Annotated in this window: 20 protein-coding genes and 4 pseudogenes; 12 read left to right on the top strand and 12 right to left on the bottom strand. The window is 64.5% G+C overall.

Annotated elements, in window-relative coordinates:
* Positions 1-158: 158 nt before the first annotated feature.
* Together glpX and recJ are read left to right on the top strand one after the other, a co-directional pair.
* Entirely contained in the window at positions 159-1136 is a 978-nt protein-coding gene (glpX, locus tag HK436_RS17270; RefSeq protein ID WP_173191754.1) for a class II fructose-bisphosphatase, read from the top strand.
* A gap of 117 nt (positions 1137-1253) precedes the next feature.
* A pseudogene (gene recJ, locus HK436_RS17265) lies at positions 1254-3034 on the top strand (single-stranded-DNA-specific exonuclease RecJ).
* 85 nt (positions 3035-3119) lie between these two features.
* Here recJ and HK436_RS17260 read toward each other — a convergent pair.
* From HK436_RS17260 to folE, 3 genes are all read right to left on the bottom strand, one after another.
* Positions 3120-4085 (bottom strand): patatin family protein, encoded by a 966-nt coding sequence (locus tag HK436_RS17260; RefSeq protein ID WP_173191752.1) that lies wholly within the window; start codon positions 4083-4085, stop codon positions 3120-3122.
* An 84-nt stretch (positions 4086-4169) separates the two neighbouring features.
* Complete coding sequence (gene hisI / locus HK436_RS17255) at positions 4170-4619, bottom strand: phosphoribosyl-AMP cyclohydrolase (RefSeq protein ID WP_173191750.1); 450 nt, start codon at positions 4617-4619, stop codon at positions 4170-4172.
* Between the two features lie 19 nt (positions 4620-4638).
* The gene (gene folE / locus HK436_RS17250) at positions 4639-5292 is read right to left on the bottom strand and encodes a GTP cyclohydrolase I FolE (protein WP_173191748.1); all 654 of its coding nucleotides are present in this window, start codon (positions 5290-5292) and stop codon (positions 4639-4641) included.
* 236 nt (positions 5293-5528) lie between these two features.
* Between folE and HK436_RS17245 the strand changes: the two genes are divergently transcribed.
* The 4 genes from HK436_RS17245 to thrS all read left to right on the top strand — a co-directional run bounded on the left by HK436_RS17245 (position 5529) and on the right by thrS (position 8795).
* Complete coding sequence (locus tag HK436_RS17245; protein ID WP_173191746.1) at positions 5529-5975, top strand: iron-sulfur cluster assembly scaffold protein; 447 nt, start codon at positions 5529-5531, stop codon at positions 5973-5975.
* A gap of 9 nt (positions 5976-5984) precedes the next feature.
* The gene (yidD, locus tag HK436_RS17240; protein ID WP_173191744.1) at positions 5985-6338 is read left to right on the top strand and encodes a membrane protein insertion efficiency factor YidD; all 354 of its coding nucleotides are present in this window, start codon (positions 5985-5987) and stop codon (positions 6336-6338) included.
* Positions 6339-6429: 91 nt separating this feature from the next.
* A complete protein-coding gene (locus HK436_RS17235; RefSeq protein WP_173191742.1) occupies positions 6430-6615 on the top strand; it encodes a YegP family protein in 186 nt (61 codons plus the stop codon).
* Between the two features lie 182 nt (positions 6616-6797).
* Positions 6798-8795 carry a threonine--tRNA ligase gene (thrS, locus tag HK436_RS17230; protein WP_173191740.1) on the top strand — a complete coding sequence of 666 codons (1998 nt, stop codon included), beginning with the start codon at positions 6798-6800 and terminating at the stop codon, positions 8793-8795.
* Between the two features lie 39 nt (positions 8796-8834).
* On the opposite strand, the gene HK436_RS17225 is transcribed toward thrS, so the two are convergent.
* Complete coding sequence (locus tag HK436_RS17225) at positions 8835-9785, bottom strand: RgsD C-terminal domain-containing protein (protein ID WP_173191738.1); 951 nt, start codon at positions 9783-9785, stop codon at positions 8835-8837.
* 129 nt (positions 9786-9914) lie between these two features.
* On the opposite strand from HK436_RS17225, the gene HK436_RS17220 reads away from it, so the two are divergent.
* The gene (locus HK436_RS17220) at positions 9915-10499 is read left to right on the top strand and encodes a nitroreductase family protein (protein ID WP_173191737.1); all 585 of its coding nucleotides are present in this window, start codon (positions 9915-9917) and stop codon (positions 10497-10499) included.
* A gap of 2 nt (positions 10500-10501) precedes the next feature.
* Complete coding sequence (locus HK436_RS17215) at positions 10502-11107, top strand: flavin reductase family protein (protein WP_173191735.1); 606 nt, start codon at positions 10502-10504, stop codon at positions 11105-11107.
* A gap of 3 nt (positions 11108-11110) precedes the next feature.
* Here HK436_RS17215 and HK436_RS17210 read toward each other — a convergent pair whose 3' ends face one another.
* The 3 genes and pseudogenes from HK436_RS17210 to HK436_RS17200 all read right to left on the bottom strand — a co-directional run bounded on the left by HK436_RS17210 (position 11111) and on the right by HK436_RS17200 (position 13669).
* Positions 11111-12223, bottom strand: a complete 1113-nt coding sequence (locus HK436_RS17210; RefSeq protein ID WP_173191733.1) for a transporter substrate-binding domain-containing protein — start codon at positions 12221-12223, stop codon at positions 11111-11113.
* A gap of 137 nt (positions 12224-12360) precedes the next feature.
* Positions 12361-13217 (bottom strand): annotated as a pseudogene (locus HK436_RS17205) (HpcH/HpaI aldolase/citrate lyase family protein).
* The gene (locus HK436_RS17200; RefSeq protein ID WP_173191731.1) at positions 13217-13669 is read right to left on the bottom strand and encodes a MaoC family dehydratase; all 453 of its coding nucleotides are present in this window, start codon (positions 13667-13669) and stop codon (positions 13217-13219) included. The pseudogene HK436_RS17205 and the gene HK436_RS17200 overlap by 1 nt, the downstream one beginning before the upstream one ends.
* A gap of 117 nt (positions 13670-13786) precedes the next feature.
* Between HK436_RS17200 and HK436_RS17195 the strand changes: the two genes are divergently transcribed.
* The 3 genes from HK436_RS17195 (at position 13787) to HK436_RS17185 (ending at position 16850) form a co-directional block, all read left to right on the top strand.
* Positions 13787-14929: a DUF2336 domain-containing protein gene (locus HK436_RS17195; RefSeq protein WP_173191729.1), complete on the top strand. Its 1143-nt coding sequence runs from the start codon at positions 13787-13789 to the stop codon at positions 14927-14929.
* A gap of 76 nt (positions 14930-15005) precedes the next feature.
* Complete coding sequence (locus HK436_RS17190; RefSeq protein ID WP_173191727.1) at positions 15006-15404, top strand: hypothetical protein; 399 nt, start codon at positions 15006-15008, stop codon at positions 15402-15404.
* A gap of 66 nt (positions 15405-15470) precedes the next feature.
* Positions 15471-16850, top strand: coding sequence for a PepSY-associated TM helix domain-containing protein (locus HK436_RS17185; protein ID WP_173191725.1), 1380 nt, complete (start codon positions 15471-15473; stop codon positions 16848-16850).
* 39 nt (positions 16851-16889) lie between these two features.
* Here the strand turns inward: HK436_RS17185 and HK436_RS17180 are convergent, their stop codons facing one another.
* A complete protein-coding gene (locus tag HK436_RS17180) occupies positions 16890-17213 on the bottom strand; it encodes a BLUF domain-containing protein (RefSeq protein WP_173191723.1) in 324 nt (107 codons plus the stop codon).
* A gap of 31 nt (positions 17214-17244) precedes the next feature.
* A pseudogene (parE, locus tag HK436_RS17175) lies at positions 17245-19303 on the bottom strand (DNA topoisomerase IV subunit B).
* A gap of 262 nt (positions 19304-19565) precedes the next feature.
* Here parE and HK436_RS17170 point away from each other — a divergent pair.
* A complete protein-coding gene (locus HK436_RS17170; RefSeq protein WP_173191721.1) occupies positions 19566-19796 on the top strand; it encodes a hypothetical protein in 231 nt (76 codons plus the stop codon).
* 22 nt (positions 19797-19818) lie between these two features.
* On the opposite strand, the gene HK436_RS17165 is transcribed toward HK436_RS17170, so the two are convergent.
* From HK436_RS17165 to gcvH, 3 genes and pseudogenes are all read right to left on the bottom strand, one after another.
* On the bottom strand, positions 19819-20352 hold the full coding sequence (locus tag HK436_RS17165) for a VOC family protein (protein WP_173191719.1): 534 nt from the start codon (positions 20350-20352) through the stop codon (positions 19819-19821).
* Positions 20353-20462: 110 nt separating this feature from the next.
* Positions 20463-23263: pseudogene (gene gcvP / locus HK436_RS17160) on the bottom strand (aminomethyl-transferring glycine dehydrogenase).
* Positions 23264-23274: 11 nt separating this feature from the next.
* The gene (gene gcvH, locus HK436_RS17155; RefSeq protein WP_173191717.1) at positions 23275-23643 is read right to left on the bottom strand and encodes a glycine cleavage system protein GcvH; all 369 of its coding nucleotides are present in this window, start codon (positions 23641-23643) and stop codon (positions 23275-23277) included.
* Positions 23644-23649 lie beyond the last annotated feature (6 nt).

Raw genomic sequence — 23649 nt, 5'->3', positions numbered from 1 at the left:
GGTCGGCCGTGTATTTCGATGCCGGTTGCGGAGTGTCATCAATATTCAATCGATTGATGTTTCAAACCGCGCTGAAACGCCCTTGCGGCCCGCGTTCCGCTTTGACAGAACGGGTGCGCCCGATCGGGTACATACAGGATCCCACGCAGGAAATGACGATGGCCAAAGCCGCTTCACCCGGTCTCGACCGTATCCTCACCCTCGAACTGGTGCGCGTCACCGAGCGCGCCGCGGTCGCTGCTGCACGGCTGCGCGGACGTGGTGACGAGAAGGCTGCGGACCAGGTGGCCGTGGACGCCATGCGCTCGGAGCTCAACAGGCTGCCGATCCAAGGCACGGTGGTGATCGGCGAGGGCGAGCGCGACGAGGCGCCGATGCTTTACATCGGCGAGGAAGTGGGAACGGGTGAGGGACCGGGCGTCGACATCGCGCTCGATCCGCTCGAGGGCACCACGATCTGCGCCAAGAACCTGCCCAACTCACTGGCCGTTATCGCTATCGCGGAGAAGGGCAGCCTGCTCTACGCACCCGACGTTTATATGGACAAGATCGCGGTGGGGCCGGGCTATCCGGCCGGCGTGGTCGACATCGACGCTTCGGCCCAGGAAAACATCGAGAACCTCGCCAAGGCCAAGGGCGTGCCTGTGGGCGAGATCACCGCGTGCATTCTCGACAGGCCGCGCCACGCGCGACTCATCGAAGCCGTGCGCGCCACTGGCGCGGCGATCCGGCTGATCGGTGACGGCGATGTCGCCGGCGTCATCCACACCACCGATCCGGATGAGACCGGCATCGACATCTATCTCGGCACCGGAGGCGCGCCGGAGGGCGTGCTGGCTGCTGCGGCGCTGCGCTGCATCGGCGGCCAGATGCAGGGGCGGCTGCAGCTCAACACCGAGGAAAAGATCGCACGCGCTGCGAAGATGGGCATCGCCGACCCCAACAAGGTCTATGCGATGGACGAGATGGCGCGCGGCGACGTGCTTTTCGCCGCGACCGGCGTGACCGACGGCAACATGCTCGCTGGCGTGAAGTTCGGCCGCGATTCGATCCAGACGCATACGATCGTGATGCGCTCATCCTCCGGCACCGTGCGCGAGATCAAGGCGCGGCATCAGGATCTGGACAAGTTCTGACCGTCGGTGTCCGGGAACGGATCGCGCGCAAGCGGGCGGCTTTGTCAGTTTCGGCCGATTCCCCTTTGGAATCCGACGCTTCAACGCCTAATTTGATGTCATGAATCCGGAGCGGACATGACGGAACGGCGCTTTTTCCTCGACGTACGCCAATCGGCGACCGGGCTGGCGTGGGCCCACAGGCTCGACCAGCGGCAAGAAAACATCGCCATGGCGATCGCCCAGAGCCACGGCGTGCCCGACATCGTGGCGCGCGTACTGGCCGGGCGCGGGGTCGACCAGGACGGAGCGGCGCGCTTTCTCGATCCGACCATCCGCGACCTCCTGCCGGACCCGCGCTCGTTGACCGACATGGAAAAGGCCGCCGCGCGCATTGCCGATGCCGTGGCACGCCGGGAGAAGGTGGCGATCTTCGGCGACTACGATGTGGACGGCGCGGCATCCTCCGCGCTGATGAAGCGCTTCTTTGCCCATTACGGGATCGATGCCGAAATCTACATACCCGACCGCATTTTCGAGGGTTACGGGCCGAATCCGGAAGCCATGCGCGAACTCGTTTCGCGCGGCGCGCGGCTGATCGTGACCGTCGATTGCGGCACCAACAGCGGGCCATCCATTGATGCCGCCAACGAGGCGGGGGCGACGTGGTCGTGCTCGATCATCACCAGGTGGGCGGCGCGCTGCCTGCGGCGGTCGCCATCGTCAATCCAAACCGCGAGGACGACCTTTCCGGCCAGGGGCATCTTTGCGCGGCGGGCGTCGTGTTCGTCACGCTGGTGCGTGTCGTGGGCCTGTTGCGAGAGCGCGGCCACGGCGCGCCGCCGCCTGATCTACTCGGTTGGCTCGACCTCGTGGCGCTCGCCACCGTCTGTGACGTGGTGCCGCTCGTCGGCGTCAACAGGGCGTTCGTGGTCAAGGGCCTGCTGGCCATGCGGCGGCTGGGCAATGCAGGCCTGTCTGCGCTGTCGCGGGTGTCTGGCATCGGCGAGCCGCTCAATCCCTATCATCTTTCGTTCATCCTCGGGCCGCGCATCAATGCGGGCGGGCGCATCGGCGATGCAGCACTTGGCAGCCGATTGCTGGCCGGTGACGATCCCGTCGAGGCCCGTACAATCGCCGAGACGTTGGACAGGCTGAACAGCGAGCGCCAGGCGCTTGAGCAGGTGATGCTGGAGCAGGCGCGCGCGGAAGCCGACGCCGAGCTTTCCTCAGGCAACGGCCCGGCGGTCATCGTCACAGCGAGCGACGACTGGCATCAGGGCGTGGTCGGCCTGCTTGCGGCACGTCTGAAGGAGCATGCGCGCCGGCCGGCCTTTGCCATCGCATTCAACGCCAATGGCGTCGGGTCTGGCTCGGGCCGCTCGATCCCCGGCTTCGACCTTGGCCGCATGGTGCGGACGGCCGTCGAGCGCGGCCTGCTTCTCAAGGGTGGCGGGCATGCTATGGCGGCGGGCATTACCGTCGAACGCGCCCGCCTTGGCGAACTGAGGGCCTTCTTCGAGGAATGGGCCGCGCAGGATGTCGCCAAACTGCGTGACGGCGAAGCGCTGGAGGTCGACGCGGCCTTGTCGGCAGACGGCGCCAATTTCGATCTTCTCGACGCCATCGAGAGTGCGGGACCGTTCGGCGCGGGGCATGCGCAGCCGGTGCTGGTGTTGCCCCGCCATACGATTGCCGACGCGCGGCAGGTTGGCACCAACCACATCCGCGTCGATCTGCGTTCTCAGACCGGGGCGCGTATGCAGGCAATGGCCTTTCGCGCCGCCGCCACCGATCTCGGCAATTTTCTCTACGCCAATCGCGGCCGCACCGTGCATGTGGCGGGAACGATCTCGTCGAACTGGTGGAATGGTGCGCGTTCGGTTCAGTTCAGGGTGCTCGACGCCGCGCTGGCGTGAACCCGGCGATTGCCTTCAACTTGCGCTCGGATGATGTGGTCCGGCTTCCCGCAATTGGCCGAGCCCGTCAGCCCCGCTCAGCCTGTCAGCCCAGCACTGTCTGCAGCCGCTCCAGTTCGCCGAGCTGGGCCTTGGTCACTTCGTAGCCGAGGCGGATCGCCTCGTCGGCGCGGTGGAATTCCGTCAGGCCGATATGACCGAGCTTCGGCAGCAGCGCCAGGTCCGGCGGGTCGCCGGCCATGCGTGCGCGCGAGATGCGGTCCTGGATGATGTTGAAGGCTTCGACCATCACGCCGGTTATGCCAAGACGCGCTTCCCGCTCGCTCGGTCCTTTGTCGACCACAAGTGCGGTGTCAGTGTCGCCGTCCGGCGCATCGGCGCTGTGCTTGATGACGGCCGCGCGGCCGAAGAGATCGTAGTGGAGGTTTACCGCGACGACGAGCGGTTGCTCGTGCGCGCGGCAGACCGACACCGGGACGGGATTGACCAATGCGCCGTCGACCAGCACGCGCTTGTTGCACGCAACGGGTTCAAAGACGCCGGGCAGGGCGTAGGATGCGCGCATAGCGGTGATCAGCGAGCCGCTCGACAGCCAGATCTCGTGGCCAGTGCGAATTTCTGCCGCCACGCACACGAAGGGTTTCGGCAGGTCGGCAAATGTGATGCCGGACATGTGTTCCTGCATGCGCGCGGTGAGCTTCATGCCGCCGAAGAGGCCGCTGCCGCCCAGATGGATATCGAGAAGGCCGAAGATGCGCCGCTTTGTCAGGGAGCGGGCGAACTCCTCGAGTTCGTCGAGCTTGCCGGCCAGATAGCAGCCGCCGACCAGTGCGCCGATGGAGGTGCCGGCGATCATGTCGATCTGGATGCCGGCTTCGTCGAGCGCGCGGAGCACGCCGATATGTGCCCAGCCGCGTGCCGCACCGCCGCCGAGCGCCAGCGAGATGCCTGATTTTCTGATCGGCTTCGGTTCCGGCGGAATGGGAGCCGCGGGGAGGTCTCCGCCGTTCCCACCTTCGTGCCTGCTACGCAAAGACGCCCATTCGAGCATCGCACTTCTCCCTATCCCGCGCGGATTATACCTAACGGGTCGTATCGAAATGATGAATCTTTTAGCGGTAGAAGGCCGGGACGATTACGCCTTGTGGGCGTACACCGTCTTAGGGTCGAACCGTGCCGTATCGCCATCGCTGACGAGCGTTGCATTGCCATCCTCGAATTGCACCGTCCTGTAGAAACAGGAACGCCGCCCCGTGTGACAGGTTGCATCGTGGCCGCCGACCTTCACCTTCAGCCAGACGACGTCCTGATCGCAGTCGGTTCTGATCTCCGCGACCCGCTGGACATTGCCCGACGTCTCGCCCTTCTTCCACAGACTGCCGCGCGAACGCGACCAGAAATGGGCAATGCCGGTTTCCAGCGTCAAGGCGAGCGCTTCAGCGTTCATATACGCGACCATCAGCAGCGCGCCATCACCAGAATCGGTGACGACGGCCGCCACGAGGCCGTTGCTGTCGAAGCGCGGCGTGAAGGCGACGCCTTCCTCAAGTTCGGCCTTGTCGGCCGACGGGGCTGGGAAATCCATGATGAGACTTTCCGGCCGCTCAGGCCGTCAGGCCGTTGCGAACCATCATGATGAAGCGTGCCTGCTCCTCCGGCTGCTCCTTGAAGGCGCCGGTGAAGGTGGTGGTCAGCGTGGTCGAACCCTGCTTGCGTATGCCGCGCATGGCCATGCACATATGCTCGGCCTCGATCATCACGGCAACGCCGCGCGGCATCAGCACATCCTGGATGACGCCGGCGACCTGCGCGGTCATCGCTTCCTGCGTCTGCAGGCGATGGGCGAAGATGTCGACCGTGCGCGCGATCTTGGACAGGCCGACGACCTTGCCGTCGGGCAGATAGGCGACATGCGCCTTGCCGATGATCGGCACCATGTGGTGCTCGCAATGCGAATGGAACTGGATGTCCCGGACCAGCACCATATCGTCATAGCCCTGTACCTCCTCGAAGGTACGGCCGAGTTCGTCGGCAGGGCACTGGTCATAGCCGGAGAACATCTCGCGGTAGGCCTTGGCCACGCGCCTGGGCGTATCGACGAGGCCTTCGCGGTCCGGGTTGTCGCCGGTCCAGCGCAGCAGCGTGCGAACAGCGGCCTCTACCTCTTCCTGCGAGGGGCGGTCGGTGACCGGCTTGTCCATGTAGTCCGGCTGGGAGGTTTCGGGGCGAGGGGGAAAGTTCTTGACGATAGCATCCATGAAAGGCGTCTCCCGTAGTCCCTTTCTACGAAGGGACGAGTTGAACGGACCACAGCCTTTCGCGGAAAAGTCGGACTGTCCGAAGTTCCGGAAGCGGCGTGCATTCCTTCTGCAGCCGTCGGGCTCATCCGACTTGTTGGCGGCAGGGTCACTCCATTATATATGTGCCAATACGACGAATGGAAGACGCGGAAGCGGCAAACCATCCTCTCCCCGCGCCGTCAGGTTGGAAAACCATGATAAACGACGTCTATAACGCGAAAATTCTCGGTTTTGCGGGAAATATCGCGCGCATCGGCAGGCTGGAGCGTCCCGATGCCACAGCTACGGCGCATTCCAAGCTGTGTGGCTCCACAGTGGTGGTCGACCTGACGATGGACGGCGACACTGTCACCGACTTCGCCCACGACGTGAAGGCATGCGCGCTGGGACAGGCGTCCTCCTCGATCATGGCGCAGCATGTGGTGGGCGCTACCGCCGCCGAGCTGCGCGCGGTGCGCGAGACCATGCTGAAGATGCTGAAGGAGAACGGGGCGCCCCCGGAAGGCCGCTTCGAGGACCTGAAATATCTGGAGCCGGTGCGCGACTACAAGGCTCGCCATGCGTCGACGATGCTGACTTTCGACGCCGTGGTCGACGCGATCGGCCAGATCGAGAAGCGGCGTTCGGGCGAGGCCGCCTGAGGCGGTTGCATGGCTGATCACAGGCATCGAGCCGGCCGCAACTATGCGGGTCCGTGGCGGCGTACGCCGGGTCGCCTGATCGGGACCGGGTTTGTCCGGTTCTACCAGCTCACGCTTTCAGGCTTCATCGGCAATTCGTGCCGTCACCTGCCCACATGCTCGGAATATGCGTACGAGGCGATTGCGCGCCACGGATTGTGGGCGGGCGGCTGGATGGGACTGTTCCGCTTCGTGCGCTGCGGGCCTGGCGGAACGCATGGCCTGGACCCCGTGCCCGAGCGGCTGGAGAGGCGTTACGTCTGGTACCTGCCGTGGCGTTACTGGGCGATAAGCCGGAAGCAGATGGAAAAAACGGCCCCGTAATCAAGGTTTAGGCGTCCGGTGGCTTGCCGTCGCCGCCTGCCGCTGGCAATTTGCGCGTGTTAATTGACGTAGCGAGAGAGGGGAGGCCTGCATGGCTCACAAGTTCGAAATCTACAAGGACAAGAAGGGCGAGTTCCGCGTCCGCTTCAAATACAACAGCGAGATCATGTTCTCGACCGAGGGCTATACGTCCAAGGCAAGTGCGCAGAACGCGATCGACTCGATCAAGAAGAATGGCCCCGGCGCGCCCGTCGAGGACAACAGCGCGGAAGCCTGACGCCCGCGGCCGCCCGACACCGGGCTGCCTCAACAACAAGGCGCGCCGGCATCGCGGGTCTTTACCTGCGCCGGTGCGCCGCTTATGTAGCGGGCCTGCCGTCGGCTGGCCTGACACGGACTGCCACGGCTGATCACCCACACCACCTGCGCTCGTTTGCAGGACTGGATAGGAGAATACCGATGGCTTCCGTTTCCCTGACATTCCCCGACAAATCCGTGCGCGAGTTCGATGCCGGCACCACCGGCCGCGACGTTGCCGAGTCGATCTCAAAGTCGCTCGCCAAGAAGGCGGTTGCGATTGCGATCGACGGCACGCTGCGCGACCTAGCCGACCCGGTCACCATCGGGAACATCGAGATCGTCACGCGCGACGATCCGCGCGCGCTCGAGCTTATCCGCCACGATGCGGCGCACGTGCTGGCAGAGGCGGTGCAGGAGCTGTGGCCGGGGACGCAGGTGACCATCGGCCCGGTCATCGAGAACGGCTTCTATTACGACTTCGCGCGCAACGAGCCGTTCACGCCGGACGATTTCCCCGTCATCGAGAAGAAGATGCGCGAGATCGTCGCGCGCAACCGCCCCTTCACCAAGGAAGTGTGGGAGCGCGATCGCGCGCGCAAGGTCTTTTCGGAGAAGGGCGAGGCCTACAAGGTCGAGCTGATCGACGCGATCCCCGAAGACCAGGATCTCAAGATCTACTTCCAGGGCGACTGGTTCGACCTGTGCCGCGGGCCTCATATGGCTTCGACCGGCCAGATCGGCAGCGCCTTCAAGTTGATGAAGGTGGCGGGCGCCTACTGGCGCGGTGACGCCAACAACCCGATGCTGACCCGCATCTACGGCACGGCATGGGCCGACCAGGCGCAGCTCGACCAGTATCTGCACATGCTGGAAGAAGCCGAGAAGCGCGACCATCGCCGGCTCGGACGCGAGATGGACCTGTTCCATTTCCAGGAAGAGGGCCCCGGCGTCGTCTTCTGGCACGCCAAGGGCTGGAAGATGTTCCAGAACCTGATTTCCTACATGCGGCGCCGGCTCGGTGACGGCTATCAGGAGGTCAACGCGCCGCAGATTCTCGACAAGAGCCTGTGGGAGACATCCGGCCACTGGGGGTGGTATCAGGAGAACATGTTCGCGGTGAAGTCGGCGCATGCCTTTACGCACCCGAACGATCCGGAAGCCGATCAGCGCATCTTCGCGCTGAAGCCGATGAACTGCCCCGGTCACGTGCAGATATTCAAGCACGGCCTTAAGTCCTACCGCGACCTGCCGATCCGGCTGGCCGAGTTCGGCAACGTGCATCGCTACGAGGCTTCGGGCGCACTGCACGGGCTGATGCGCGTGCGTGGGTTTACCCAGGACGACGCGCACGTCTTCTGCACAGAGGAACAGCTCGAGGCGGAAATCCTCAAGATCAACGACCTGATGATGTCGGTCTATGCGGATTTCGGCTTCGAGGAGATCGAGGTGAAGCTGGCGACCCGGCCCGAGAAGCGTGTCGGCACCGATGCGATGTGGGATCACGCCGAGGAGATCCTGCGGCGGTCGCTCGCGCGCATCGCCCGCGAGGACAACCGCATCAAGACCGGCATCAACGAAGGCGAGGGCACGTTCTACGGACCCAAGTTCGAATATACGCTCAAGGATGCCATCGGCCGCGAGTGGCAGTGCGGCACGACCCAGGTCGACTTCAACCTGCCGGAGCGGTTCGGGGCGTTCTATATCGGCGCGGATTCAGAGAAGAAGCAGCCGGTCATGGTGCACCGGGCAATCGCCGGTTCGCTCGAGCGTTTCCTGGGCATCGTCATCGAAAGCTGTGGTGGGCACATGCCGCTGTGGTTCGCGCCGTTGCAGGTCGTCGTCGCCACCATCACCTCGGATGCGGACGAGTATGCCCAGCGCGTGGTGGCGCAGCTGAAGGCCGCTGGGCTTTCCGCCGAGGCCGACCTGCGCAACGAGAAGATCAACTATAAGGTTCGCGAGCACTCGCTGGCCAAGGTTCCGGTGATCCTCGTCTGCGGTCGTCGCGAGGCGGAGGAGGCAAGCGTCAATGTGCGGCGTCTCGGCTCGCGCGATCAGGAATCGATGACGCTGGACGCGGCAACCGCCATGCTGGTGGAGGAGGCGATGCCGCCGGACCTGAAGCGCAAGAAGCTGGCTGCAGAGGCAGCCACCTGACAGTTGATGGGGGCGGGCAGCAATGCCCGCCTTCTTTTTCTAGCCGTCTCCGTCGTCTTCGACGGCAAGCACTTCGACGTCCTGGTTGTGACCGGCCACGACCTTGAATTCGCGCTGGTAGATCCTGTCGCGGTTCTTGGCGACAACCGCGTACTCGCCTTCGGCAAGAACCATCGAGGCGAAAGCACCGACGCTTTCGCGCACGATGTCGCCCGAATCGGTCAGCACCGCCCACGATGTATCGGCGATGGCTTCGCCGCCTTCCTCGCGCACAAGCTTCATGGTCAGCTCGGCGGCCTTGTGCTCGACGGTCGCTTCGGTGAGCCGGCCTGCCTCGACATGGATGTCGGAGCGAATGACGGCATTGACCTTCCCGTAGGTCGAGACCACGTGATAGGTGCCGGAATTGAGCCTGACGACCGTGTTGGGTTTGACGTCGGGGATAATCAGCGGACGCTCGCCGGTGGCGTCGGGCTGTTCGTCATAGATCGAGAACCTCAGCTTGCCGGCGGGGATGCGCAGGCCGCCGGAAAGAACCGCGTCGAGCTTGAGGCCGCCGGCATCGAGCACGATCGATTCGACCCCCGCATCGCGCGCGACGGTGATACGCTTGGTGGCGCCGGCGCGTCCGAAGGATGCGTGGACGAGATAGCTGCCGGGCTCCAGCGAAAACACGCCGGACCCGCCTTGCGAGGAGGCGACGAGCGGCAGCTTGCCTTCGCTATCGGCCTGCGGGCGGAATACGCGCCATACGAGGCCGCGTGTGATCTCGGGCCCACCCTCCGTGAGATGAGCCGAAAGCTTCACCTCTCCCTGGCCGCTAGTGGCAAGCGGCCCTTGGGTTGTCGGCGGGGCGAAACTTGAAAGGCCGGGAACCTCCAGCCCATCGAGAACGTCCGTATTGTCCTGCGCCGCCGCGGAGACCGCGACAAGCGCAATGCCGCCGGCGAGAATCGTTCTGGTGAACAGTCTGGAAACGTCCCCTATCATGGCTTGCGTTGAAGCCCAGGGCGATGGCAATTTCAAGGCCATAATTGCGTGCCGTCATGGCCGCACCCGGTCCAGGCATCCGGCTCCCCGTCGGTACCCATCACTGCAGCCGTTTCCAGGAGCATCCGATTGTCTTCCTCCATCATCGATTTCATGCTTACGCGCAAATCCGCGCCGATCCCCGAGCTTAACGAACCTGCGCCGTCCGACGAAGAGATCAGGACGATGCTGACGATCGCCTCCCGGGTGCCGGACCACGGCCGGCTGGCACCATGGCGCTTCATACTCTATCGCGGCGCCGCGCGGGACCGCATCGGCGAGATGCTGGCCGCGCGGGCCGAGGAGCGCGAGGGACCGCTGACGGATGGCCGCCGCCAGCAGGAACTGGCTCGTTTCTCGCGGGCACCGCTCGTGATCGGGGTCGTATCGGTGCCGCGAGAGAACCCGAAAATCCCGCAATGGGAGATGTTCCTGTCGGGCGGCGCTGCGGCGATGAACCTGGTGATTGCGGCCAACGCGCTCGGTTACGGCACCAACTGGATCACCAACTGGTATTCCGACGACGAGGAAGGCCGGCGCATTCTCGGCCTCGCGCCGCAGGAGCGCGTCGTCGGTTTCGTGCATATCGGCACCTTCTCGGGCGACGCGCCCGAGCGGCCGCGCCCCGATGTGGACACGCTTTATTCGGAATGGTCCGGCCCCTGGGAGGCGTGAGCATGTTTTACGAACCGTCGAAGGGCCATGGCCTGCCGCATGATCCTTTCAAGGCAATCGTCGCGCCGAGGCCGATCGGCTGGATTTCGTCGCTCGGAGCCGATGGCTCCCTCAATCTCGCGCCCTATTCCTTCTTCAACGCGCTCGGCACGCATCCGCATCTCGTGATGTTTTCCTCTGAAGGGCAGAAGGACAGTGTCAGCTTTGCCGGCGAAACCCGCGAATTCGTTGCCAATCTTGTCAGCCGCGACCTGGCGGAAAAGATGAATGCCAGCGCCGTCGATGCGCCGCGCGGCGTTTCGGAGTTCGACTATGCGGGCCTCACTCCGGTGCCGTCATCACTGGTGGCTCCGCCGCGCGTCGGCGAAGCGCTCGCCGCACTCGAGTGCAAGGTCACCGACATCCTTGAGCCGAAGGGGCTGGACGGCCGCCCGGCCGGTAACGTCATTGTCTTCGGCGAGGTTGTCGGCGTCCATATCGACGATGCCGCGCTGACTGACGGGTTGTTCGACATCGTCAAGGCGGGTACCGTGGCCCGTCTCGGCTACATGGATTACACCGCCGTGTCCGAAACGTTCCAGATGCGCCGGCCGCGTTGGCAGGAGTGAGCTCTACGGCGTTTCGCCGAAATAACGCGCCCTGATTTCCTCGATTACGCCGCTTTCGTGAGCGCCGATCAACTCTACCGTCAGCGGTCTCGTGAGGTTGCTGCCTTGTGGCAGGGCGAAGCCGTATTTGTCCGGCTCGAAGATGGGGCCGACGACGGTGACCGGCTGCTGGGGGTTGCTGTGCGCGTAGTATTCCAGCACCGGAGCGTCGGCGATGACGGCCACGACACGCCCCTGCACTAGCGCGTCCACGGCCTCGCCGAGGTGCGCGAAGGTGCGCGCATCCATGCCGGCTCGGCGCGCATATGTTTCGGCGACCGAACCGGAGAAAACCGCGACGGGACGGCCGGGCAAATCCTCGACCGAGTTGATCTGGTTCGTCAGTGAAAGCGTCGTCATCACGCTCGTGACCGACGACGTCACATAGGCCAGAACGGCGACGCCACAGACCAGCCACAGCCCCTGCCATATGCGCCCGACCCACCCGAAGAGGTTGCTGCGCGAGGGCGGCTTGCCGGAGGTGGCGACCGACATGACCGTGTAGAAGCTTTCCGCGATGCCGTCGCGCCAGCGTTGCGGGAAGTTCTTGTCGAAGCGCCGGTCGAAAAAGGTCAGAAGAACCGTCGCGGCCAGTATTGTCGCGACGATCCATCCATAGGCACGCAAATGGCCAGACGATTGAAGTCCGGCGATAACGTCCCAGAAACCGGCGGTGCGCTCCTCGTTGACCATGATCCGGAGCCCGGCGTCGAACCAGGGATGGGTGAAGTCGATGCTTTCAGCGCGGTCGCGGGTGATCGTCAGATTGGTGACGGCTACGTCGATCAGACCGTTCGCGGTGGCGGATACCAGTTCGCGCAAGGTGTCGAGTTCGACGTAATCGGCCTCGATGTCGAGATCGGCAGCCAGTCTCTCCCAAAGGTCGATGGACATCCCCTTGAAGCGCTCGCCATCCTTCATCACGAAGGGCGGGCTCTCATAGACGCCGACGGTGAGCCTGCCTGTCTGCGGCTGGGATTGTTCGCTCTGTTGGGCTGCCGCAATGCTTGCGAAAGCCAATGCGAGCAGGGCTGAAAAAAGCGTGACGAGGGCCGGGCGGCGACATTCATGCCTCATCAGGCATATCTCCGGGGCAGATTGACTCGCGCGCCTTTCTAACGGGCAGGTTGCGGCGGGCCAACCCTCGGGCGGATAAAACCCGCGCGCTCGAATGGACCGGGCCTGGCTTCCGGCAGGAAGATTGCCGTCACCCGTCAGAGCGCCCGTGCCAGAAGCCGTTCCGCCCGCTTGAGGTGAGGGCGGTCGTACATCTTGCCGTCTATGCCCACGACGCCCGGGTTGCCCGCCGCCGCGAAGGCCGCGACCACGGCACGGGCATGAGCGACCGCCTCCTGCGACGGGGTGAAGACCTCGTTGATGATCGGAACCTGTGCAGGATGGATCGCCATGCGACCGGTGAAGCCATCGCGCATACCTTCGAGGCAGTCGCGCCGGAATGCTTCTTCGTTGCGGAAATCGGGGAACACGGTGTCGATCGCCGCCACTTCCGCCGCGCCCGCGGCCAGAATGGTGGAGACGCGTGCGAAGCGGAACACGTCGGTATAGGCGCCTTCGTCGTCTCGCGTGTCGGCCGCGCCGATCTCAGCGGACAAATCCTCCGCGCCCCACGTCAGGCCCGCGAGCCGCGCGCCGGCCTGTCGGTAGGTCGCGGCGTTCAATGTGCCCAGCGGCGTCTCGGTTATGATCGGGATGATCTTCGTCACGCCATCGGCGAGCCCGTTTTCGGCTTCGTGAACGCGCAGGCGAACTGCGAGGCGCCCGACATCGTCGGCGCTGTTCGATTTAGGCAGCATGACGCCTGTGGGCGCGGCCTTCATCACGGCGGCAAGATCGTCGTCGATCAGGCCGGTCGAAAGATCGTTGAAGCGGACATAGATCGACGGCCCGTGCCTTTCCGATGCGATAAATGCTGCCGCAGTTTCGCGCGCGGCCTGCTTGTTGTCGGCTGAAACGGAATCTTCCAAGTCGACGATCAGCACATCCGCGCCGGATGACAGGCCCTTTGCGAGCTTGCGCTCCGATCGCCGGGGACGAACAGCAGCGAACGCATCAGGCAGGCCTCTTCTGCACCATCGTCTGCCGCAGGCAGCGGGCGACGAGATCGCCCTGCTGGTTGTAGGCACGGTGTTCCATCTCGACGACGCCCCGGTCGGGCTTCGACTTTGATTCCCGCACCGAGCGGATTTCCGTTTCGACCCGGATCGTGTCGCCGTGGAAAACCGGATGCGGGAACGATGTATCCGTCATCCCGAGATTGGCGACGATCGTGCCGAGCGTGGTGTCGTGAACGGAGATGCCGATCATCAGGCCGAGCGTGAAAAGCGAATTGACGAGCGGCTTGCCCCATTCCGACTTCGCCGCGTAGTCGAAATCGATGTGGAGCGGCTGCGGGTTCATGGTCATGACCGAGAACAGCACATTGTCGCTCTCCGTCACCGAACGGGTCAATGCATGGCGGATGACCTGCCCGACCTCGAACTCCTCCAGATAAAGCCCAGCCATGGAAATTCCCTCCCTGCGGCTATGGTTTCCGGTCGGTTAAAAGGCATGGTGAACCGTTCGTAAACCATTTTTCTCTAGCGTCCACCGGGAGTTGAGCGAGGTCGGGCGCAGGCGTAAATGGTCATCAGACAGTTTCTCAGATGGGTCGGCAGTGCGCGGGTTGCAGAGCGAGAGGCGGCCGCAGCCGCGCTGGCGCGTGCCTTTGTCGATCATCAGCTTCCCTTTGAGGACAGGTGCGAGGCAGAGGCGGCGCTGACGCTCCTGCTCGACGATCCGTCGCCCAAGGTGCGCGCAGCGCTGGCCGAGGCGCTGTCGATGAGCCGCTACGCGCCGCCGCAGATCATCGCCGCGCTGGCTTCGGACCAGAAGGAGGTTGCGGCCCCGGTTCTGGTACGTTCGCCGTTGCTTACCGATGCGGATCTGATCGACCGGGTCGCGGCGTCCGACGGCCCGATCCAGAGCCTGATTGCGGGACGTGCGTCGGTTTCCATGAGCCTGGCGGCGGCGATAGCCGAAGTGGGCGAACTAGAGGCCTGTGTTGTTCTTGCCCGCAACGGCGGGGCGGACATCGCTTCGCTGTCTTTTCGCCGGATGGCGGAGCGCCATGGCCATCAGGCCGCGCTGCGCGAAACACTTTTGAACGACCGGCGTCTGCCGGGTGACTGCAGGCACATGCTGCTCGTCAAACTTGGCGAGGCATTGAAGACGTCGCCGCTGGTGATTGCGCTAATGGGGCAGGCGCGTGCCGAGCGCGTTACCCGCGAGGCGTGCCAGCGCGCTTCGCTGACACTGCTCGACAAGACCGCGCGTGGCGAGCACGCCGCGCTCATCGAGCATCTGCGTCTGCGTGGCGAGCTCACGGCCAGCTTTCTCATCCGCGCGATTGCGCATGGCAAGGTGGATTTCTTCGGTTCCGTACTGATGGCGCTGACTGGCCAGTCCGAGGAACGTGTGCGGGCGATCCTGGCCTCCGGCCGGGATGTCGCCGTGACGGCTCTCTTCCGCTCGGCCGGCCTTGTCGAAACGCTGCACGCGGTCTTCCTGCGCGCGCTCAAGGTATGGCGAGAGGTCGCCACCGGAAAACGCGTCGCCGGGGCGCAGGAGGTGACCTGGCTGATGCTGGGCGAGGTCAATGCCGCGCCAGGGCAGTCGGGGCCGAGTGAGCGCGACCGCGAAACGGCCGCCCTAATCAAGGCAATTCACCTTGAGGTTCTGCGCGAGAATGCGCGCTCTCACGCACTGGCGATCGCGGCAGCCTGAATAGACGGATGCTCCACGCCGCCGATTGAACAGATGTCGCAGTGACACCGGCGCGGTTTTCTGTCATGCGGCCTTGATGAGGGGTATCAGGACAATCTGGCGCGATCGTCTGGTGGCGTGGCTTGCCACCGGCCTGCTCGTCTATCTGATCCTGCTGCAAGGCCTCGTCTCGGTCTATGCAAAGAGCACGATGGCAGCCGATTCATTCGGCCCGGCATTCGTGATCTGTTCGGTGGACGGGGCGGTCGAAGGCGACACCGACCACCCTCTCAATAACCTCGCCCGCGACTGTTGTTCCACCCTTTGCCAGGTAGCTTGTGCGACGGGGCCGGTCGTGGCCGGCATCGCCGAGGCCTTCCCGTACGCGCGCGACCTCTGTCTTGCGGCACCCTTTCCGCTTCGGTCGACCGTCGTCTCTTCGGCCGAGGCCGGACTGACCGCAGAAGCACGCGGACCTCCCGCCGTCTCCCAGTGACGAACGAACCGGCCGCTGCGACCAGATCGGGCACGCAGCGGCGTTTTCGCACATCTGGAGACCACAATGACACTTTCATCAAGCGAGATGGGGACGGCCGCGCGCTCGTCCACCGATCTGTATCGCGCCGTTTGGCGCTGGCATTTCTACGCAGGCCTTCTGGTCCTGCCCTTCATGATCACGCTTGCCGTTACCGGCGCGCTCTATCTGTTCCGCGATGAGCTCGACGCCATCCTTCATGCAGATCTCAAGAAGGTCGAAATTCAGCAGGGCGTCGAATCCGTTGCGCCATCGGCGATGGTGGCCGCCGCTGTGGCGGCCCATCCGGGCACCGCGGTCAAGTATACCGATCCGCCCCGCGCGGATCTCTCAGCCGAGATAACCATCAATACAGACGGCGGCGAACGGCTGGCCGTTTATGTCGACCCCTATAGCGGCGAAGTGCTCGGCTCGCTTGCCGATCGCGGTACCGTCATGTGGACGGTGCGCTATCTTCACAGCCTGCGCTATTTCGGGCCTGTCGCACGCGGCGTCATCGAGATTGCCGGCGGATGGGCGATCCTTCTGGTCGGCACCGGCATCTATCTCTGGTGGCCGCGAAGGCAGGGCAGGGGCGGCGTGCTCACGGTGCGGGGCAAGCCGGGCAACCGGATGTTCTGGCGCGATACACATGCAGTTACCGGGATCCTGGTTGGGTTCTTCATCGTGTTTCTCGCGATCACCGGAATGCCGTGGTCCAATGTCTGGGGTGGCAAGGTCAACGAATGGGCGAACGGGAACAATTTCGGCTACCCCGCAGGCGTGCGCGTGGCTGTGCCGATGTCGGACGAACATCTCCATCATCTGGGGCAGACGAGTTGGTCGCTTGAGCAGGCTCGTGTGCCGGAATCATCCCCGGCTCCCGACGCCGGTGCCGGCATCGGTCTCGATCAGGCGGTCGCGACTTTCGACCGGCTCGGGCTGCATCGCGGTTATGCCGTCAATATCCCGACGACGCCGACGGGCGTGTTTACCGGCTCCGTCTATCCCGACGATCTCGCGCAGCAGCGGGTCGTCCATCTCGATCGATATAACGGCGAACCCCTGATCGACATGAGCTACGCCGACTACGGCCCGCTCGGCAAATGGCTGGAGTTCGGCATCAACGTCCACATGGGCCAGCAGTTCGGTCTCGCGAACCAGCTCTTCCTGCTCGTCGTGTGTGCGGCGATCGTGCTGATGTCGGTCGCGGCCGGGATCATGTGGTGGAAGCGGCGCCCGGCCGGCTCACTCGGCGTGCCACCGGAGCCATCCGATCAGCGCGTGTTTCGCGGTCTGTTGGCGATCCTTTTCCTCGGTGGCGTGATATTTCCGCTGGTCGGAGCATCGCTGATCGTGATGCTCCTGGTCGACTGGTTGATCATCCGGCGTATCCGGCGAGACGGCCACAGCGCTGCGCGGGCTTGACCAAGCGAGAGACGGGACCGGCGGTTTGCCGCTCCCGTCTTATGCCGCGTAGGCGGCCACGACGATGTCGAGCATGCCGCGACGAACCATGCCCCAGTCATCGAAAGTGGTTGCGTCGATGCCGTGGCGTACGAGCTCTACGATGCCGGCGTGCCGGTCATCGCGCTTGATGGACGCGAACAGCGCATCGACGGCGGCGTCCGGACCTTCGAGAATCTGGCACACGCGCCTGTCCTCGACGGCGAGGATGCCGGTGATGCCATGGCTCGTGTTGAAGGCGGCAGCCTTTTCGACGAGTGCGGCAAGTTCGGCCTCGGTCACATGCTGCTCGAGCGTGGAGACGTAGACAATCCTCAGAGGCATGGTGATTTCCTGATTTACGAAAGGGGGCGGCTCAGATGTCGAGCTCTTCGACGAACTCGGCACGCTCCTGGATGAAGCGGAACCGGGCTTCGGGCTTGGTGCCCATCAACGCATCTACGGACGCGCGCGTCCCTTCCGGATCGGTCTCGTCCACATCGACCCGCAGCAGCGTGCGCTTGCGCCGGTCCATGGTCGTTTCCTTGAGCTGGCCGGCCATCATCTCGCCAAGGCCCTTGAAGCGGCCGATCTCGATCTTGCCGCGGCCTGTGAATTCGTTTTTGACGAGCTCGTCCTTGTGGGCGTCGTCGCGCGCATACATCGTCTTGCCGCCCTGGCTGATGCGATAGAGCGGCGGCACGGCCATGTAGAGATGGCCGCCTTTGATGAGCTGCGGCATTTCCTGGTAGAAGAAAGTAATCAGCAGCGAGGCGATGTGGGCGCCGTCGACGTCGGCATCGGTCATGATGATGATGCGGTCGTAGCGCAGGTCCTCGTCGCGGTATTTCGAGCGTGTGCCGCAGCCCAGCGCCTGAATGATGTCCGCGATCTGCTGGTTGGCCGAAAGCTTGTCGTGGCCGGCGCTGGCTACGTTCAGGATCTTGCCCCGAAGAGGCAACACGGCCTGGCTGGCGCGGTCGCGCGCCTGCTTGGCGGAACCGCCGGCCGAGTCGCCCTCGACGATGAAGAGTTCCGCGCCTTGCGCCGCACCCTGCGTGCAGTCGGCCAGCTTGCCGGGCAGGCGCGCAGCTTGCGCACCGCGCTCTTGCGGCTGACTTCCTTCTCCTGGCGGCGGCGTACGCGTTCATCTGCGCGCGCGATCACCCAGTCGAGCAGCTTGGAGGCTTCCTGCGGATTGTCGGCGAGCCAGTGGTCGAAGGCGTCGCGGATCGCAGTCTCCACGATGCGCTGGGCTTCCACCGTCGCCAGCCGGTCCTTGGTCTGGCCGACGAATTCCGGTTCGCGGATGAACACCGACAGCATGCCGGCGGCCGAGATCATCACGTCCTCGCCGGTGACGACAGAGGCGCGCTTGTTGCCGACCAGATCCGCATAGGCCTTCAGCCCGCGCGTCAACACGTTGCGGAAACCCATCTCGTGGGTGCCGCCCTCCGGTGTCGGGATGGTGTTGCAGTAGGAGTTCAGGAAGCCGTCGCCGCCATACCAGGTGACCGCCCACTCCATCGAGCCGTGGCCGCCCTGCTTCTCGCTCTTGCCGGCGAAGATTTCGCGGGTCACCTGGAAGTCGGAGCCGAGCGATGCGGCCAGATAATCCTTCAATCCGCCGGGAAAGTGAAAGACGGCCTTTGCCGGCGTCTCGTCCTTTTCGGGGATCAAAGCCGGGTCGCACGACCAGCGGATTTCCACGCCGCCGAAGAGATAGGCCTTGGAACGGGCCATGCGGTAAAGCCGCGCCGGCTCGAACTTCGCGTTCTTCCCGAAAATGTCCGCGTCGGGATGAAAGCGCGTGCGCGTGCCGCGCCGGTTGTGCACGTCGCCGAGGTTTTCCAGCGGTCCCTGCGGCACGCCGCGCGAGAAGCGCTGACGGTAGAGCTTTCGGCCGCGCGCGACCTCGACTTCGAGCACGTCGGATAGCGCGTTGACGACCGAGACGCCGACGCCGTGCAGGCCCCCGACGTCTCGTAGACCTTGGAGTCGAACTTGCCGCCGGCGTGCAGCGTCGTCATGATGACTTCGAGCGCCGACTTGTCCTTGAACTTCGGATGCGGGTCGACCGGAATGCCGCGGCCGTTGTCGGTGACAGTGATGAAGCCTTCGGCGTCCAGCTCGACCTCGATGAAGGTCGCATGGCCGGCGACGGCCTCGTCCATCGAGTTGTCGATCACTTCGGCGAAGAGGTGGTGAAGCGCCTTCTCGTCGGTGCCGCCGATATACATACCCGGCCGGCGCCGCACCGGCTCCAGCCCTTCCAGAACCTCGATGTCTGCCGCGCTGTAACCTTCGCTACCATCCTTCTGCTGCGGCTGCTTTGCCTTGGCGGCCTGCACCAGCGGGTCTGCCGGGCGCGCAGGCGCGCGCTGCGGGGCAGGGCTGTCGGCGAGGTTGGCGAAGAGGTCGTTTGCGTCGTCCATGAATGCCTGTCGTTCGATGTGCCGCGAATCACTGCCGATACTGCCACGGTTCGGCGGTCAAGGCGACGGGAGTTCCTGATACGTTCGCGGCCGGGGCCGCGGTCGTGTCGAATGGCTCCAATTTTACGGATCGGTCTTACCGAAGCCTAACCAGCCTGACGAATAAGCCCCTTTTGTGCCGCCTCAGGGGACGAATTTGTTCAGCTTTCGCCTCCAGCTTCGCCCGTAACACAAAAACGGCAAAAGTGCAGGGGCAAAGGCTGTGAAACACGGAACTATGGCAACGGTTGGAAGCGGCGCGGTACCGGCCACAGTGGACACCACGCAGGCGGGCGGACTGCCGCGTTGGCTCCGTCGGTCACTGATCTTTGCGGCTGCTTTCGCGCTGGCATTCGGCGCGGTACGTCTGGCGCGGGCGGAGGCCGAACTCCCGCCCACGCAATCGCCAATGCCGGCACATGCCGCGCCGGTCGTGGGCGCGCCGATCGTCTAGCGACGACCGGCTTCGCCGGGGCTCAGCCTTCGAAGGCCACGCGCAGTTGCGCGATGTCGAACTTCTTCATCTGCAGGAACGCGGCTGTGACGCGCGCTACCTTTGCGGAATCGGTATCCTGCATCATTTCCAACATAGCGTTGGGCACCACCTGCCAGGACAGGCCGAACCTGTCCTTCACCCAGCCGCAGGGGCCTTCCTGGCCGCCTTCGCTGAGCCTGGCCCAGTAATAATCAACCTCTTCCTGGTCTGCGCACGGAATCTGGAACGAGACCGCCTCATCGAAGGTGAAGTGCGGCCCGCCATTGAGGCCGACGAAATCCTGGCCATCGAGCGTGAAAGCGACGGTCATCACCGTGCCTTCTTCCTTGCCGTGGATCTCCTTGCCTTCGGCGCCGTAGCGACTGGTCGTCCTGATGTGTGAGTTGGGGAAGACCGAAACGTAGAAGTTGGCTGCATCCTCCGCCTTGTCGTCGAACCAGAGACAAGGAGTGATCTGGCGCAGAGGGCTGTTCTTGTCCTTGGCGACGGAGCGCGGCGCGGTGCGGGTTTCCATGGGTTTTCTCCTCATCCTCGTATGGGTTGGAAGGGCAGGGGCATGCCGCCCCTGCCACCCGAGGACGTATCGCCGCCGGTCATTCCGACAAGCGGCGGGAGAAATTGCGCTCAGCTCGCCAATGCTTCCACAGGCGGGCAGGCGCAGACGAGGTTGCGGTCGCCGCCGACATTGTCGATGCGGGAGACAGGCGGCCAGTACTTGGCGGCGAAATCCGCTTCGCCCGCCGGGAAGGTCGCGACGGAACGCGAATAGGCATGGGCCCATTCGTCGGCCATCGCCTCGGCCGCGGTGTGCGGCGCGTTGACGAGCGGGTTGTCATCCTTCGGCCAAGAGCCGTCGGCGATCTTGCCGGCTTCCGACGCGATGCCGATCATGGCGTCGCAGAAGCGGTCGAGCTCGCGCTTCGGCTCGCTTTCCGTCGGCTCCACCATCAGCGTTCCTGCCACCGGCCATGACATGGTCGGCGCGTGGAAACCGTAGTCGATCAATCGCTTGGCGATGTCTTCCACGGTTACGCCCGCGCTGTCCTTCAGCACGCGCGTATCAAGGATGCACTCGTGCGCGACACGGCCGTTACGACCCTTGTAGAGCACCGGATAGTGGGCTTTCAGGCGCTCGGCGACGTAGTTGGCCGACAGGATGGCCGTCTCGGTTGCCCGCTTGAGGCCCGAAGCACCCATCATCCGGATGTACATCCAGGTGATCGGCAGGATCGACGCCGAGCCGAAGGGGGCAGCGGCCACCGCCTGCTCGGTGCCGCCTGCCACGTGACCCGGGAGGAACGGCGCCAGATGGGCCGCGACGCCGATCGGGCCGATGCCCGGGCCGCCGCCGCCATGCGGGATGCAGAAGGTCTTGTGCAGGTTCATGTGGCAGACGTCGGCACCGAGATCGCCGGGCCGGGCAAGGCCGACCATGGCGTTGAGGTTGGCCCCGTCGAGATAGACCTGCCCGCCATGCTCATGCACGAGCGCGCAGATGTCGCGAACGCCTTCCTCGAATACGCCGTGCGTGGAAGGGTAGGTGATCATCAGCGCGGCGAGCCGGTCCGAGAACTGCGCGGCCTTTGCCTTGAGGTCGTCGACGTCGATGTCGCCGTCTTCCGTGCATTTCACCACCACCACGTCCATGCCCGCCATGGCAGCACTTGCCGGGTTGGTGCCATGCGCGGAGGAGGGGATGAGGCAGACTGTGCGACCCGCATCCCCGCGCTCGCGGTGATAGCGGCGTATGGCGAGCAGGCCCGCATATTCACCCTGGCTGCCGGCGTTGGGCTGCAGCGAGACGGCGGCAAAGCCTGTGATTTCGGCAAGCCAGCCTTCCAGCTCGTCGATCATCGCGCGATAGCCCTGCGCATGCGCTTCGGGCGCGAAGGGGTGCAGATTGCCGACGTTCGGCCAGCTCACCGGCATCATCTCGGCGGCCGCGTTGAGCTTCATCGTGCAGGAGCCCAGCGGGATCATCGCGCGGTCCAGCGCGAGGTCCTTGTCGGCAAGCCGGCGCAGGAAGCGCATCATTTCCGTTTCCGACCGGTTCTCGTGGAAAACCGGCTGGGTGAGGAAGCCCTTGTCGCGCGCTTTGCCCGGCAGAGTGGCGGAGGCATCGTCCGGAATCGAAGCGCCGAAGAGCCCGCCGATGGTTTGAAGATCGGCTTCGTTCGAGGTCTCGTCGAAGGTGATCCCGATCCGGTCGGCGTCGATCACGCGAAGCAGAAGCCCGGCCTTTTCCGCTTTTTCGGCAATGTCGCGAGCCTTGCCTATAACCGTTACCGTTACAGTGTCGAAGATCGCGGTGCCTGCAATTTCGACGCCCGCCGCAGACAAGCCTGTCGCGAGCCGTGCGGCAAGCCCGTTTACCCGGCGCGCGATCGCCTGCAGCCCTTCGGGGCCGTGCCAGATCGCGTAGGCGACGGCCATGTTGGCAAGCAGCGCCTGCGCCGTGCAGATGTTGGAGGTCGCCTTGTCGCGGCGGATGTGTTGTTCACGCGTTTGCAGCGCGAGGCGGTAACCGGGCCTGCCATGCGCGTCGGTCGACTGGCCGACGAGCCGGCCCGGCATCAGCCGGGTAAGCTGGTCGGAGACCGCGCAATAGGCCGCGTGCGGCCGCCATAACCCATCGGCACGCCGTAGCGCTGCATGGAGCCGACCGCGATGTCTGCACCCTGCGAGGCCGGCGTCTCGGTCAGCGTCAGCGCCAGCGGATCGGCGACGAAGATGACGATGGCGCCGGCTTCCTTCGCCCTGGCAATCGTATCCTTGTGGTCGCCATAGACGCCATGCGTATCAGGCCACGGCACGATGACGGCTGTCGTCTCCGCGCCGATCTCGTCGGCACCGATGTTGATGCCGAGCGGTTCCGCGCGCGTCCTGACCACGTCGAGAATCTGCCCGTGCAGCGCACCGGCAAGAACGACGTCGTTGCGTTTGGAGCGGTGGTGGCGCCACGCGATGCCGACGGCCTCGGCAACGGCGGTCGCCTCGTCCAGCAGCGAGGCGGAGGCCACCGGCAGGCCAGTCAGTTCGCTCACCAGCGTCTGGAAGTTGAACAGCATCTCCAGCCGGCCCTGGCTGATCTCGGACTGGTAGGGCGTGTATGCCGTGTACCAGGCCGGGTTCTCGAACAGGTTGCGCTGGATGACCGGCGGCACGTTCACGCCATGGTAGCCCGCACCGATGAAGCTTTTCAGCACGACGTTGCGGCCCATCTTCTCGCCAAGCTCGGCGAGAGCCTCGGCTTCGCTTGCGGGCTCCGGCAGGTCGAGAGGGCGGTCGAGCCTGATCGACTTCGGCACCGCCTTGGTGATGAGGGTCTCGACCGATGGAACGCCGAGGGCGGCGAGCATGGCGCGTACGTCCTGCGGGCCGGGGCCGACGTGACGGTCGGCGAAGATGGCTTGTCTTTCGTTCATGATTTCGTCCTTCAGCCGATCATCGCCTTGTAGCCGGCCTCATCCATCAGGCCCTCGAGCTGGCTTTCGTCGGCAAGCTTCATCTTCCAGAGCCAGCCGTCGCCGGCGGCTGAGGAATTGACCAGCGCCGGGTCGGACGAAAGCTTGTCGTTGACTTCCGTGATCTCCCCGTCGGCCGGTGCGTAGACGTCGGAGGCAGCCTTGACGGATTCGACCACGACGGCCGCGTCCCCCTTGGACAAGGCTTTACCGACCTCGGGCAGTTCCACGAAAACGAGGTCGCCGAGCTGCTCCTGCGCGTAATCCGTGATGCCCACCGTGGCGACACCGCCCTCGACGCGCAGCCATTCATGATCTTCGGTGAAATAGGTGGTTGCCATCGGGGT

Origin of the sequence: Neoaquamicrobium sediminum, assembly GCF_013240295.1 — a bacterium.
In the GTDB taxonomy this organism is placed as follows: Bacteria; Pseudomonadota; Alphaproteobacteria; order Rhizobiales; family Rhizobiaceae; genus Aerobium; species Aerobium sediminum.
This window is presented reverse-complemented; position numbering and strand designations above follow the sequence as displayed.

Excerpts from the sequence above, each read along its gene's own strand:
- thrS (WP_173191740.1), top strand. The coding sequence starts at position 6,798 with ATGGCTTCCGTTTCCCTGACATTCCCCGACAAATCCGTGCGCGAGTTC.
- HK436_RS17225 (WP_173191738.1), bottom strand. The coding sequence starts at position 9,785 with ATGATAGGGGACGTTTCCAGACTGTTCACCAGAACGATTCTCGCCGGC.
- glpX (WP_173191754.1), top strand. The coding sequence starts at position 159 with ATGGCCAAAGCCGCTTCACCCGGTCTCGACCGTATCCTCACCCTCGAA.
- folE (WP_173191748.1), bottom strand. The coding sequence starts at position 5,292 with ATGGATGCTATCGTCAAGAACTTTCCCCCTCGCCCCGAAACCTCCCAG.
- HK436_RS17260 (WP_173191752.1), bottom strand. The coding sequence starts at position 4,085 with ATGCTCGAATGGGCGTCTTTGCGTAGCAGGCACGAAGGTGGGAACGGC.
- HK436_RS17185 (WP_173191725.1), top strand. The coding sequence starts at position 15,471 with ATGACACTTTCATCAAGCGAGATGGGGACGGCCGCGCGCTCGTCCACC.
- HK436_RS17200 (WP_173191731.1), bottom strand. The coding sequence starts at position 13,669 with ATGGCTGGGCTTTATCTGGAGGAGTTCGAGGTCGGGCAGGTCATCCGC.
- HK436_RS17210 (WP_173191733.1), bottom strand. The coding sequence starts at position 12,223 with ATGAGGCATGAATGTCGCCGCCCGGCCCTCGTCACGCTTTTTTCAGCC.
- gcvH (WP_173191717.1), bottom strand. The coding sequence starts at position 23,643 with ATGGCAACCACCTATTTCACCGAAGATCATGAATGGCTGCGCGTCGAG.
- HK436_RS17215 (WP_173191735.1), top strand. The coding sequence starts at position 10,502 with ATGTTTTACGAACCGTCGAAGGGCCATGGCCTGCCGCATGATCCTTTC.
- HK436_RS17245 (WP_173191746.1), top strand. The coding sequence starts at position 5,529 with ATGATAAACGACGTCTATAACGCGAAAATTCTCGGTTTTGCGGGAAAT.
- HK436_RS17180 (WP_173191723.1), bottom strand. The coding sequence starts at position 17,213 with ATGCCTCTGAGGATTGTCTACGTCTCCACGCTCGAGCAGCATGTGACC.
- yidD (WP_173191744.1), top strand. The coding sequence starts at position 5,985 with ATGGCTGATCACAGGCATCGAGCCGGCCGCAACTATGCGGGTCCGTGG.
- HK436_RS17190 (WP_173191727.1), top strand. The coding sequence starts at position 15,006 with ATGAGGGGTATCAGGACAATCTGGCGCGATCGTCTGGTGGCGTGGCTT.
- HK436_RS17195 (WP_173191729.1), top strand. The coding sequence starts at position 13,787 with ATGGTCATCAGACAGTTTCTCAGATGGGTCGGCAGTGCGCGGGTTGCA.
- HK436_RS17235 (WP_173191742.1), top strand. The coding sequence starts at position 6,430 with ATGGCTCACAAGTTCGAAATCTACAAGGACAAGAAGGGCGAGTTCCGC.
- hisI (WP_173191750.1), bottom strand. The coding sequence starts at position 4,619 with ATGGATTTCCCAGCCCCGTCGGCCGACAAGGCCGAACTTGAGGAAGGC.
- HK436_RS17165 (WP_173191719.1), bottom strand. The coding sequence starts at position 20,352 with ATGGAAACCCGCACCGCGCCGCGCTCCGTCGCCAAGGACAAGAACAGC.